We start from the raw sequence: 12,276 nt of genomic DNA, 5'->3' as shown, positions 1-12,276 counted from the left end.
GGACAAGGGGTGGGGGTATGCAACGTCGTTTCATGATCCGGCTGGCGGCTGCGCTTGGTGCGGCCTCGATCGCCGCGCCGCTGTTTGCGCCGCTCACGGCGCACGCCGACGAGACCATCAAGGTGGGCGTGACGGGCGGCCCGCACGAGCAGGTGATGGAAGTGGTGAAGCAGGTCGCAGCGAAAAGCGGCCTCACCATCAAGATCGTCGAGTTCTCCGACTACGTGCAGCCTAACGCGGCGCTCGCGAGCGGCGACCTCGATGCGAACAGTTATCAGCACGAGCCGTATCTCGACGCGCAGGTGAAGGATCGCGGCTACAAGCTCATCAAGCTAACCGACACGGTCACGTTCCCGATGGGCATCTACTCGAAGAAGATCAAGACGCTCACCGAACTCAAGCCCGGTGCGCGCATTGCGGTCCCCAATGATCCGACCAATGGCGGCCGCGCGTTGCTGTTGCTGCAGAAGCAGGGCCTCATCAAGCTGCGCGCCGATGCTGGGTTGAAGGCCACGCCGCGTGATATCGTAGAAAATCCCCGGAAGCTGAAGATCGTCGAACTCGACGCTGCGCAGATTCCGCGCTCGCTCGACGACGTGGACGCCGCAGCGATCAACACGAACTTCGCAATGGAGGCGGGGCTCAAGCCGAAGCAGGACGCAATCGCGATCGAGGACCCGAAGGGGCCTTACGTGAACATCGTCGCGATCCGCGCGGTGGATCGCAACAAGCCGTGGGCCGCCAAGCTGGTGGCGGCGTACCACTCGCCGGAAGTCAAGCAGTACGTCGAGCAGAAGTTCGGCGGGGCGGTAATCGCCGCATGGTAAATGGGCCAGATAAGGCCTGCGTAGCAGGCCTGGTTTGCGCGGTGGGATAGTCGCCGCCAGGGTGTCGGGCCCGGTAGAGAATTCGGTCGGAGAAACCCGGGCTTGAGCCCGGGTTTTTTCCGACATAAAATCGCACGATCGTTCGCAATCCATGGCCATCGGACCTGAAAAAAGGTAAGCGGGGCCAGAAGCGGGTTGTGCGGGAAATGTGCTGGCGGGTGGGTGCGAGCGGGAACGCTATCGCTATAATGTCCGCCAGGTTGACGTATTCGTAACTTCGGAGCATGTGAATGAAAGTCCTTGTGCCAGTCAAGCGCGTAGTCGATTACAACGTCAAGGTTCGTGTGAAGTCGGATGGCACGGGCGTCGACATCGCCAACGTGAAGATGTCGATGAACCCGTTCGACGAAATCGCCGTGGAAGAAGCGGTTCGTCTGAAGGAAGCCGGTGTGGCGACGGAAGTCATCGCCGTGTCCGCTGGTGTCGCGCAAGCGCAGGAAACGCTGCGCACGGCGCTGGCGATCGGCGCGGACCGCGCGATCCTCATCGAATCGAATGAAGACCTGCAGCCGCTCGCAGTCGCGAAGCTGCTCAAGGCGCTCGTCGACAAGGAGCAGCCGCAACTCGTGATTCTCGGCAAGCAGGCGATCGACGACGATTCGAACCAGACCGGCCAGATGCTCGCCGCGCTGGCGAACCTGCCGCAAGCGACCTTCGCTTCGAAGATCACGGTCGCCGACGGCAAGGCCACGGTCGCGCGTGAAGTCGATGGCGGGGCGGAAACGCTGTCGCTGAAGCTGCCCGCCGTGGTCACGACGGACCTGCGCCTGAACGAGCCGCGCTACGTCACGCTGCCGAACATCATGAAGGCGAAGAAGAAGCCGCTGGAAACGGTCAAGCCGGAAGACCTGGGCGTCGATGTCACGCCGCGTCTGAAGACCCTGAAGGTTGCCGAGCCGCCCAAGCGTAGCGCGGGCGTGAAGGTTGCCGACGTGAAGACGCTGGTCGAGAAGCTGAAGACCGAAGCCAAGGTGCTGTGAGGAGCGAAAGAGAAATGACGAATCTGGTTATTGCCGAACACGACAACGCAACCATCAAGGCTGCGACGCTGAACACCGTGGCTGCCGCACAGAAGATCGGCGGCGACGTGCACGTGCTGGTCGCGGGTCACAACGCGCAAGCTGCTGCTGACGCAGCCGCGAAGATCGCCGGCGTGGCGAAGGTACTGCTGGCCGACGCGCCGCAACTCGAAGCAGGTCTTGCCGAAAACGTCGAAGCGACGGTTCTTTCCATCGCGAAGCACTACTCGCACATCCTCGCGCCGGCGACGGCTGCGGGCAAGAACGTCACGCCGCGCATCGCCGCGAAGCTGGACGTCGCGCAGATCAGCGACATCACCGCAGTGGACTCGCCCGACACGTTCGAGCGTCCCATTTACGCGGGTAACGCGATTGCGACGGTTCAATCGGCTGATCCGGTCAAGGTGATCACGGTCCGCACGACGGCATTCGATGCGGTTGCAGCCGAAGGCGGCAGCGCAGCGGTGGAGAAGCTCGACGCGGCAGCAGACAGCGGCCTCACACAATTCATCGGCCGTGAAGTCACGAAGCTCGACCGTCCGGAACTCACGAGCGCGAAGATCATCGTCTCGGGCGGCCGGGGTCTGGGCAGTGGCGAGAACTACACGAAGGTGCTGGAGCCGCTCGCGGACAAGCTGAACGCAGCGCTCGGCGCTTCGCGCGCGGCAGTGGACGCGGGCTACGTGCCGAACGATTACCAGGTCGGCCAGACCGGCAAGATCGTCGCGCCGCAGTTGTACGTCGCGGTGGGCATCTCGGGCGCGATCCAGCACCTTGCAGGCATGAAGGACTCGAAGGTGATCGTGGCGATCAACAAGGACGAAGAGGCGCCGATCTTCAGCGTGGCCGATTACGGCCTCGTCGGCGATCTGTTCACGGTTGTGCCGGAACTCGTCAAAGAACTCGGCTAAGCGCTGCAACAAAAAGGGGCGCTTCGAGCGCCCCTTGGATTGCCGACAAAACCCAGGCCTTGCGCCTGGGTTTTTTATTACGCGTATGCTGGGCGATGCGCGGCGGCCGTCTCTCCGAGATAACGATAGACCGAGAGATCGTCGGCGCGGATCGCGGGCTGCTTGCCCGAGATGAGGTCGGCGAGCAACTGGCCCGATCCGCACGACATGGTCCAGCCGAGCGTGCCGTGCCCCGTGTTCAGGAACAGGTTCGAGAACGGCGTGCGGCCCACCACCGGCGTGCCGTCCGGCGTCATCGGGCGCAGGCCGGTCCAGAAGGTGGCCTGCGAGGTATCGCCGCCGCCCGGGAACAGGTCGTTCACGCACATTTCGAGCGTCTCGCGGCGCGCTTGCTTGAGCGCCGTGTCGTAGCCCACGATTTCGGCCATGCCGCCCACGCGGATGCGGTCGTCGAAACGCGTGATTGCAATCTTGTAGGTCTCGTCGAGCACGGTGGAGACCGGCGCCGCGCCCGCGTTCACGATAGGCGCTGTGATCGAGTAGCCCTTGAGCGGGTAGACCGGAATCTTCACGAGGCCGGCCAGCATCTTCGTGGAGAACGAGCCGAGCGCGACCACGAATGAGTCCGCGCGCACGAGTTCGCCACCGCACTGCACGCCCGCGATGCGCTCGCCTTGCACGGCGAGGCCGTCGATCGGCGTGTTGTAGCGGAACTTGACACCCAGTTCCTCGGCCATTTTGGCGAGGCGCGTGGTGAAGAGCTGGCAGTCGCCGGTTTCGTCGCCGGGCAGGCGCAGGCCGCCGGTGAGCTTGTGCGAGACCGCGGCAAGCGCGGGCTCGGCACGGCCGAGCTCGGAGGACGTGAGCAGTTCGTACGGAACGTTCGCATCCTTCAGCACGGCGATGTCCTTTGCCGCGCCGTCGAACTGCTGCTGCGTGCGGAACACCTGCAGCGTGCCGCCGGTGCGGCCTTCGTACTGGATGCCGGTTTCGGCGCGCAGCGCCTGCAGGCAATCGCGGCTGTATTCGGCGAGGCGCACCATCCGGCCCTTGTTGAGTGCATAGCGCTCGGGCGTGCAGTTCTGCAGCATCTGCCACATCCACTGCAACTGGAATTTCGTGCCGTCGAGGCGGATGGCGAGCGGCGCGTGCTTCTCGAACATCCACTTGATCGCCTTGAGCGGCACGCCCGGCGCGGCCCACGGCGCGGCGTAGCCGGGCGAGATCTGGCCGGCGTTCGCAAAGCTCGTTTCGAGCGCGGGACCGGACTCGCGGTCGATCACCGTTACCTCATGGCCCGCGCGGGCAAGATACCAGGCGCTGGCGACCCCGACAACACCACTGCCCAACACGACGACTCGCATAGTCTGCTCCAGATAGATTTGTTGGGGCTACGCCGCGCTGCCGAGGGCTTGCCGCATCCGTCTCGGGGGATTCAGCGCCGAAGGCATGAAAAATCAGGAGTAGCCAGTAATATCGACTATGCTATTGTTCTACGACTAGATTTTGTTATCGTATTTGTCAAATTTTCAGGAAAAACACATGAGAACGCAGCGTCAGCCGGTCCGCGCGCTGGACCGGCTCGATCACCGCATCCTTAAGCTGCTCCAGGAGGACGGCCGCATGGCCATGAAGGACCTCGCAGAGCAGGTCGGGCTCTCCGTCACGCCGTGCATCGAACGGGTCAAGCGCATGGAGCGCGACGGCGTCATCACGGGCTACTACGCGCGCGTGAATCCGAACGTGCTGGGCGCGGCGCTGCTGGTGTTCGTGGAGATCACGCTCGACCACAAGAGCGGCAACATGTTCGACCAGTTCCGCCGCGAGGTGAAGAAGATCCCGGAAGTGCTCGAATGCCACCTGGTTTCGGGCGACTTCGATTACCTGATCAAGGCGCGCATCGGCGAGATGGCCGACTACCGCAAACTGCTCGGCGACATCCTGCTGCAACTGCCGGGTGCGGTGCAGTCGAAGAGCTATGTGGTGATGGAGGAAATCAAGGAAACTTTGACGATCGCGGTGGGCGAGTAGTCGCGCGAAGCCGCGCTCGAAAGCGCCCCGTTTTTAGCGCTCGACAAGGCGTCTCGATACTGTATATTTATACAGTATCGAGACGCCTTGCTGCATTGTGCCGTGAAAGAACTGGACCCTGACCATCCCGCCGAGACCTGGTACCCTGTCGCGCCGCCTGCGCCGCGCAAGGGGCGTGGTGCCGTCACGAACCTGCAGGGGCGCTACGAGGTTGATCGGCGCGAAGTCTTTGACGACGGCTGGCAGCATGCGCAGCCGGATGAGAGCCCCGGCGATCTTGCCGCCGAAGAAGCCCCGGCATTGCGCACCGAGGTCTTCGAGGAGCGCGCGAAGAGCATCCTTACGCGCAACCAGTCGCCCGATATTCCGTTCAATGTTTCGCTCAATCCGTATCGCGGTTGCGAGCACGGCTGCATTTACTGCTTCGCGCGACCCACCCACAGCTATCTGGGGCTCTCGCCGGGACTCGATTTCGAGAGCCGCATTTACGCAAAGATCAATGCGCCCGAGTTGCTCGCGCGCGAAATCGCGAAGCCCGCTTATGAGCCGGAGCCCATCGCGCTGGGCGTGAACACCGATGCCTGGCAGCCGGTCGAGCGCGATATGCGCATTACGCGTCGCGTGATCGAGGTGCTGAGCGAGCGCCAGCATCCGTTCGCGGCCATCACGAAGTCCTCGCTGATCGAGCGCGATCTCGATCTGCTAGCGCCCATGGCGCAGCGCCAGCAATTCATGGCGGCCATCACGATCACCACGCTCGACGCCGAACTCGCGCGCACGCTGGAGCCGCGCGCGGCCACGCCGGCGCGGCGGCTGCGCACGATCCGCACGCTTGCGCAGGCGGGCATTCCGGTTGGGGTGAGCATCGCGCCCGTGATTCCGTTCGTTACCGAACCGGACATGGAGCGCGTGCTGGAAGCCTGCGCCGAGGCGGGTGCGAGCAGCGCGAGCTATATCGTGCTGCGTCTGCCGTGGGAGGTGGCGCCGCTCTTCGAAGGCTGGCTCGAAGCGCATTTTCCGCAACGCGCGGCGCGCGTGATGAGTCGCGTGCGCGACATGCGCGGCGGCAAGGACTACGACTCGGCGTTCTCGCAGCGCATGAAGGGCACCGGGCTTTGGGCCGACCTGCTCAAGCAGCGCTTTCACCAGGCCGTGAAGCGGCTCGGCTTGAACGAGCGGCGTTACGGCATTCTGGATATGTCGGCGTTCATGCGCGCGAAGACGGTGCGCGAGAAACCGCAACTCGATCTGTTCTAGCGCCGCGCTGCAGTTGTCGGGCAGTCGTCGCTCTCAAGAAACAAATCCTGCGGGGCCGGTTTTAGGCTGCCGTTTCGGGTTCAAGGCGGAAGCCCAGTGCCTTGGCGCGGCGCTTGAGAGCGGCCACACTGCGCTGCTGTTGCTGCTGCTCATAGCGCTGCTGCCCTTGGTCGACGAAGGCCTCGCCGCGCGTGAGCATGAAATACACCATGCGGGCGAGCTTGTGGGCCACCGCGGTATTGGCGCGCGGCTTGTCCATGCGGGCGCACAGGCGGCGATAGAACGCGCCGAGTGCGGAGTCGCTGCGCGACAGGGCCATGGCCGCCATTTTCAATGCCTGGCGGGCGCGGTTGGCCGAGCGCTTGGTACCGGCAGACAGGATCTTGCCGCCGCTGATCTTCGTGGCGGGGCAGAGTCCCAGCCAGGAACAGAAGTGCTTCACGCTGGCAAAGCGGCGCAGGTCCGGGCCGATCTCCGAAAGCAGGGTCATCACAGTGCTCACACCCAAGCCGTTGATGCGCGTCAGATCGACGCCAGCCCAGTTCGCGAGTCTCTGCCGCAGGTCGAACTCCACCCGTTGTCTGCTGCCAGATCGGGGTGCCGGCCCCAAGTCAGCCTGGTGCCGGCTACGTTGGTCGAGCAATGCTTGAAGTCTGGCATCGCATTCGCCAAGATGGCGGGCAATATCGTCGTACATGGCGAGCGACTGTTCGAGCACAAACAGATGCTCTTCGCGCCAGTTGCCCGTCAGCGCGCGCACGATATCGTCCTCGCTGCGCTTGACCCGGCCGTGACGATGGCGCGCCAGCACCTTCGGATCGCGTTCGCCCGTCACGATTGCGCGGATGATCGCCTCTCCTGTCATGCCCATGATGTCGGTGAGCACCTCGGCGAGCTGGAGGTTCATCTGCACCAGCGCCTTCTGCATGCGCTGCACCCAACTGGCCTGTTCGACGAGCAGCACCTCGCGTTGCCGGGCGATCGCGCGCACCACGCAGACCTCGTCACCCGGGCGCCAGGCCGCCCGCAGCAGCCCCAGACTCATCAGCTTCTGCAGCCACTGGCAATCCTGCACATCGCTCTTGCGCCCCGGCACGTACTTCATCTGCCGCGCGTCGACCAGCCAGACCGTCAGCCCGCGCTGCTCCAGGATTTCGTACACGGGGTCGGGTAGCAGCAGCGCATTGCTGCGCCGCCGCCCCCTGAGAACGGAACGTGCGAGTTTCCCCGCATTCCGCTCAAGCCTTTCAAAGCCCCGTCACCGGAGCCGGTTTCACCACCGGAAATCGGCGAACACGCGCGATCCTGTGACAGTCCCGGTGCAGCATCACCAGATTGCGGCTTGCGTCCGTGCCGCCGTCGGTCACTCGTTCCAGGTGGAAGAGGCGCCACCCACTGGACTTTGTGATCATCTGGCCGCACACGGGGCACGCGCGCTCCTGATGCAGCCACAACCGGATCAGTCGCATTCGGCCTTTCAGCGAGTTCATCATTGCGAGACCTGACCGCTCCTCGAAATAGCTTTCCCACTGCGGATCGAATGGATTGGCGGCACCCTTGATCTTGCGATGCCGCCGGATCGGCGTGCTGGTGATGTCGTGTAGCGCCAGAAGTTCAGGCTTTCCTGTGCTGAGCGTTCTGCCTGTTTCCGCTCCAAAGATCCAATGCCGTGCACCGACAGACCGGAAATACTTCTGCCGTACCCAGCGTGCGCCTTTGTTCCGGTGCCGACGTCGCGCCCAGCGCCACAGACATTGCCAGATCGCACAATTGGCCCTGTTGAAGATGCGTTTCGACACAACATGTCGATAGTAGTTGGCCCATCCACGAATCAACGGATTGAGCTTCCCGATCAACACGTCCTGCCGTACCGTGGCATTGCCCTTCACGATTTCCCGCAGCCTGCGCAGAAAGCGCTGAACGCTCGTTTTCGCCGGCTTAATCAGCAGCTTGCCGTCATATTTGCGAACGGTCATGCCGAGGAAATCGAACCCCTCGTCGATATGCGTGATCCGGGTCTTCTCTGACGACAGCGCTAAGCCCCTGTGCGCCAGAAACTGCTCGACCAGCGGCCGAACTTCCCCGGCCAGTACTTCCCGTGTTGCGCCGGTGATGATGAAGTCGTCGGCATACCGGACGAAGTGGACTTTCAACGGACTTTTGCTGCCCTTGTAGAATTTCTCAACAAGCACCTGCTCCAGTCCGTCGAGCGTCATGTTCATCAACGTGGGGGACACGATACCGCCCTGCGGGGTACCCGCCTCCGTTGAGTGAAGGATACGGTTATGAAGGTAGCCAGCCTTCAACCATCTTCGAAGTATCGCCTTGTCCGTGGGGATGTTGGCGACCAGCCAGTCGTGCGAGATTTCGTCAAAGCAGCTGCGGATGTCGGCCTCCAGAATCCACTGCGCGCTATCAGAGCGTACAAGAACTTTGAAACATTGTTCAATAGCGTCAGCCGTGGACCGGGCAGTCCTGAACCCGTATGAGTTTGGGTCCGCCCTGGTTTCTGCGATGGGATCCAGAGCCAGCAGATACAGCGCTTGCCATGCCCTGTCGACCATACACGGAATTCCAAGAGGTCTCATCTTTTTCCCATCGGCCTTGGGGATGTATATCCGCCTCAGCGGACGCGGCCGGTAGCCGCGCCGTTTGAGTGACAGCACTGCCTTGAGCTTCGCTCCCGGCGTGGACCATGTGACACCATCCACGCCCGGAGTCTTCTTGCCACGATTCCCAGTCACCCGTTTGACGGCGAGAGCCTTGCCGCTGAACGAGTGGGTCAGCAACCATTGCAGGGCTTTCACCCTGCCGTGCCTGCCAGCCTGTTCGGCCTTCACTATGCGTGTCTGCAGCCTTCGGACCTCGCGATGGCACCGGGCCCAGTCAATGCTGTGCCAGTGCTTCGCGCGATCGGAGGACGCACCAGTGCCTTGCCGCTGCACCGTCATCTGCCTCTCCTCCTTTAAAGGTTGATCAAACTCTCTAGTAATGAAAGACCATGCGGAAGTCTGCCCGCTTTCGCGTGGGATGATGCTGCCTTGCGACGCAATCCCTATCCGCCCGATTACAGGGCGGCCTTCGCTTTTTCCGCACTCCCATGCCCGCACCGCCTACAGCTTTCCTTGCGGTCAGCCTGCCCGAATGGGCAGCGATACGGGTTTTCCGTGTTCCACCAGATTCGCACGGATGGTTTAGATCCTGCCTCTTCACCGGTAGTGTTCCTGTCCGTGCCGCCCCATGGATCAGAGGCGGGCCCACTACGTTCCCATTTTGGGCAAGGCCTTTCAGTGTCTTTGGCCTTTTCAGTCTTGACGATGTTTACCAGCAGTTCAGATATCTTGACCATGCCATCCAGTCTAGGGCTCCCTCCGCATTGACACTCACAGAGGCACATCAGTCTCACGACTTCAGCGTAGCTTGCGCCGGGGCTCCATTGTCTCGGTGGCTTCACACCTTGCCGTTACCAGCAACGCATGCACCGATAGACTACGGGCGACGGAACGCCCGGTTTCCTACCGCCAACTTCAGCGATGAAACAACGAATCTGGCGACTTTCACGTCGCACTATCCAGTAGACTCCCGTCGATTCGAGCGCCACGGTGTCGACACCACATGCGAGCAGCCAGTCGGCCATCGCATTCAGATCGTCCGTCATCGTCCCGAACTCCCGCACGGGCTCATCTGAGGTTGCCCTGGGTACGGCCACCCAGTGACTTGAGCCGCCAATATCGATCCCCGCTGCGTTCGGAAACACTTCAGGGCTGTCTTCACGCTTGCGCATCGCCATGGCTTGTCTCACTATCGTGGATGGGCAGCAGCGCCATGGGAAGCGTCGTATTCGACTCGATCTCTCAAACGGGATGCGGCTTGCGCCGCTCGCCACTGTCACCGACGATTCCCGGACCATGCTATTGAACGGGCTCGCTACACGACGCGCCAACGCCGTGAGCTCGCACCAATGCAGGTTCGGTCATCTCGGCGCTGCCGCTCTCTTTATAGCGCTTTCCGCCGAATCTCCTCCATCCATCGTTTCTCCGCGAACACCGTAGCCGCCAGGGTTTGGGAAGCTATTGAGAAATGGCCTTGGCCGCTTCGACCTGCGATTCGAAATACGTCTGGAAAGTCAGGGCCAGGCCCGTCATCAGCAAGAATGCACCGATCAGCAGCGAGAAGATCACCACGAAGATCACGGCCCAGCCCGAGCGGCTTGCGCGGCTGCCCGCGAAGGCCGCGTTGAACTGCGCGTCCCACCTGGCGTCCGGGCGCAGCCCGTAGACGATGGCGGCCAGAAATGCCGAGAGCACGGACACGGCGCCGATCACGGCGAGTGCCCAGCCGGGTATCGACTCACGCTGGGTTGCCACGAGCAGGAGCACGCCGGGAATGCCGAGCAGCGTGCCGGCGATATGCGCCCAGCCCCACACGTCGCGCCTTCCGTAGAGATAAAAGCGGTGCGCCCCCAGGCTGCCGAACAGGAAGGCGAGGGTGGCGGTAAGGGTCTTGGAGCGAAAGCGTGCAGGATTTTTTTGATTGGACATGGGCAGACGGATTGGATGACTGCGCGCTGATTGCGCGATGGCAGCTCAACAACTGCGTGTGCAACAACGGCGCGGCCGCGGGCCGCCGGCCATTGTACGTGGCGCGCGCCTGCGTCAGCAGATGTTGCCGCTTATGCCGGGAAATGGCTGCAGGCGTGCGGAAGGGCGCATGACGGCCGCGTGTATGGCTAGGGCTTCGCGTAAGTCACGCGATAAATCGCGCCTGCATAGTCGTCGCTGATGAGCAGCGAACCGTCGGGCAGCGGCAGCACGTCCACGGGGCGGCCCCACACGGTTTTATCGGGATTGAGCCAGCCCTGCGCGAATACCTCCTGATGGGCGTTCGCGCCGTTGGCGTCCGCCATCACGCGCACCACGCGATAGCCGACCTTGCTGCTGCGATTCCACGAACCGTGCTCGGCGATGAAGATGCTGTCACGATACCCGGCCGGGAACATCGTCCCTGTATAGAAGCGCATGCCGAGCGCCGCGACGTGCGCACCCAGCCCCATGACGGGTGGCGTGAAGCCACTGCACGGATGGCCCGCGCCGAATTCCGGGTCGGCGACGTTGCCGCCGTGGCAATACGGAAAGCCGAAATCTAGACCTGCGCGTGCAAGCCGGTTGAGCTTGTCGTCGGGGGTGTCGTCGCCCATCATGTCGCGGCCGTTGTCGGTGAACCATAGTTCGTGCGTCCGCGGATGCCACGCGAAGCCCACCGTATTGCGCACGCCGCGCGCGATGCTCTCATAGTGCGAGCCGTCCGGATTCATCCTGCCGATCATCGCGTAGTGGTCGCGCTGCGGGTCGCCCGCGGGCAGGCAGACGTTGCAGGGCGCGCCTTGAGGGACGTAGAGCTTGCCGTCCGGGCCGAAGGCGATGAACTTCCAGCCGTGGTGGCGCTCGGCGGGGAGCGCGTCGGTGACGACGGCGGGCTTGGGCGGATCGTCGAGATGCGTATCGATGGCGTCCAGCCTCACGATCTTCGAGACCGCCGAAACATAGAGCGCGCCGCCGTGCCAGGCGACGCCCACCGGCATCGTGAGCCCGGAGGCGACCACGTGGTGCCTGACGACCCTCGCGTTGAGCAATTCGAGCGCATGGACGCGGCCTTCCATGCTGCCCACGTAAAGCGTGCCCGCAGGCGAAAGCGTCATTTCGCGCGCGCCGGGGATATCGTCGGCGAGCACTTCGATGTGGAAGCCGGCCGGCAAGCGGATGCGCTCGATGGGCAGCGCGGCCCGCGCGAGCGATGCGCCCATGACCAGGAGGGCGGCGAGCGCGAACCGTGCGCGGCTTGGCCGTGAAATGCGAGGCGCTGGGCGCGGGAGCGGCGCTGGCGATTGATGATGGCCGTCGCCAGGCCGATGAGGGGCCCGATCAATGCGGTGCGCTGGGGAAGGCGCGTTGTCGCGCCGCCACAAGCGTGAAAGGTTCGCAATGGGCGAAGCGAGCGCGGTTTTCGCCCGAAACACTTTGGCGCAAATCCACGCCCGCCGCCGCTGCGACGCTGGCGCGAAGCACTGTCCGTGATGTCCGTCAGACGCCGATCGATCGCCGTTCATCGCCGTTTCCTCACGATTGTCACACCGTTTCCACGCGGTTTCCGTCCAGATTCCCGTTAAGTGTT

General features: G+C 63.1%; 9 protein-coding genes and 2 pseudogenes. 5 read left to right on the top strand and 6 right to left on the bottom strand.

All coding sequences use genetic code 11. From position 1 onward, the window contains the following. The first annotated feature begins 17 nt into the window (after positions 1-17). From P5W99_RS10530 to P5W99_RS10520, 3 genes are all read left to right on the top strand, one after another. A complete protein-coding gene (locus P5W99_RS10530; RefSeq protein WP_434660633.1) occupies positions 18-827 on the top strand; it encodes a MetQ/NlpA family ABC transporter substrate-binding protein in 810 nt (269 codons plus the stop codon). A 290-nt stretch (positions 828-1,117) separates the two neighbouring features. Then, on the top strand, positions 1,118-1,867 hold the full coding sequence (locus P5W99_RS10525; protein WP_421024435.1) for an electron transfer flavoprotein subunit beta/FixA family protein: 750 nt from the start codon (positions 1,118-1,120) through the stop codon (positions 1,865-1,867). Positions 1,868-1,881: 14 nt separating this feature from the next. After that, the gene (locus tag P5W99_RS10520) at positions 1,882-2,817 is read left to right on the top strand and encodes an electron transfer flavoprotein subunit alpha/FixB family protein (RefSeq protein WP_421024434.1); all 936 of its coding nucleotides are present in this window, start codon (positions 1,882-1,884) and stop codon (positions 2,815-2,817) included. Positions 2,818-2,894: 77 nt separating this feature from the next. On the opposite strand, the gene P5W99_RS10515 is transcribed toward P5W99_RS10520, so the two are convergent. Then, positions 2,895-4,181: a D-amino acid dehydrogenase gene (locus tag P5W99_RS10515; protein ID WP_434660629.1), complete on the bottom strand. Its 1,287-nt coding sequence runs from the start codon at positions 4,179-4,181 to the stop codon at positions 2,895-2,897. 178 nt (positions 4,182-4,359) lie between these two features. Here P5W99_RS10515 and P5W99_RS10510 point away from each other — a divergent pair, with 178 nt between their 5' ends. Both P5W99_RS10510 and P5W99_RS10505 read left to right on the top strand, forming a co-directional pair. Beyond that, positions 4,360-4,848, top strand: coding sequence for an Lrp/AsnC ligand binding domain-containing protein (locus tag P5W99_RS10510; RefSeq protein WP_028215922.1), 489 nt, complete (start codon positions 4,360-4,362; stop codon positions 4,846-4,848). 111 nt (positions 4,849-4,959) lie between these two features. Beyond that, a complete protein-coding gene (locus P5W99_RS10505) occupies positions 4,960-6,105 on the top strand; it encodes a PA0069 family radical SAM protein (protein WP_434662552.1) in 1,146 nt (381 codons plus the stop codon). A 61-nt stretch (positions 6,106-6,166) separates the two neighbouring features. Here P5W99_RS10505 and P5W99_RS10500 read toward each other — a convergent pair. From P5W99_RS10500 to P5W99_RS10480, 5 genes and pseudogenes are all read right to left on the bottom strand, one after another. Then, positions 6,167-7,270: pseudogene (locus P5W99_RS10500) on the bottom strand (IS110 family transposase); the annotation flags it as partial. A gap of 82 nt (positions 7,271-7,352) precedes the next feature. Then, on the bottom strand, positions 7,353-9,056 hold the full coding sequence (gene ltrA, locus P5W99_RS10495) for a group II intron reverse transcriptase/maturase (protein WP_421073582.1): 1,704 nt from the start codon (positions 9,054-9,056) through the stop codon (positions 7,353-7,355). Positions 9,057-9,640: 584 nt separating this feature from the next. Then, positions 9,641-9,895, bottom strand: a pseudogene (locus P5W99_RS10490) (IS110 family transposase); the annotation flags it as partial. A 280-nt stretch (positions 9,896-10,175) separates the two neighbouring features. Then, entirely contained in the window at positions 10,176-10,646 is a 471-nt protein-coding gene (locus P5W99_RS10485; RefSeq protein ID WP_421024432.1) for an NINE protein, read from the bottom strand. A gap of 188 nt (positions 10,647-10,834) precedes the next feature. Then, positions 10,835-11,956 (bottom strand): PQQ-dependent sugar dehydrogenase, encoded by a 1,122-nt coding sequence (locus P5W99_RS10480; protein WP_434662550.1) that lies wholly within the window; start codon positions 11,954-11,956, stop codon positions 10,835-10,837. Between the last annotated feature and the right edge of the window lie 320 nt (positions 11,957-12,276).

Origin of the sequence: Paraburkholderia sp. A3BS-1L (genome assembly GCF_051125215.1) — a bacterium.
In the GTDB taxonomy this organism is placed as follows: Bacteria; Pseudomonadota; Gammaproteobacteria; order Burkholderiales; family Burkholderiaceae; genus Paraburkholderia.
Note: the sequence above shows the minus strand (reverse complement) of the source record. Positions and strands in the feature narration are given on the sequence as shown.

Excerpts from the sequence above, each read along its gene's own strand:
- P5W99_RS10530 (WP_434660633.1), top strand. The coding sequence starts at position 18 with ATGCAACGTCGTTTCATGATCCGGCTGGCGGCTGCGCTTGGTGCGGCC.
- P5W99_RS10525 (WP_421024435.1), top strand. The coding sequence starts at position 1,118 with ATGAAAGTCCTTGTGCCAGTCAAGCGCGTAGTCGATTACAACGTCAAG.
- P5W99_RS10520 (WP_421024434.1), top strand. The coding sequence starts at position 1,882 with ATGACGAATCTGGTTATTGCCGAACACGACAACGCAACCATCAAGGCT.
- P5W99_RS10515 (WP_434660629.1), bottom strand. The coding sequence starts at position 4,181 with ATGCGAGTCGTCGTGTTGGGCAGTGGTGTTGTCGGGGTCGCCAGCGCC.
- P5W99_RS10510 (WP_028215922.1), top strand. The coding sequence starts at position 4,360 with ATGAGAACGCAGCGTCAGCCGGTCCGCGCGCTGGACCGGCTCGATCAC.
- ltrA (WP_421073582.1), bottom strand. The coding sequence starts at position 9,056 with ATGACGGTGCAGCGGCAAGGCACTGGTGCGTCCTCCGATCGCGCGAAG.
- P5W99_RS10485 (WP_421024432.1), bottom strand. The coding sequence starts at position 10,646 with ATGTCCAATCAAAAAAATCCTGCACGCTTTCGCTCCAAGACCCTTACC.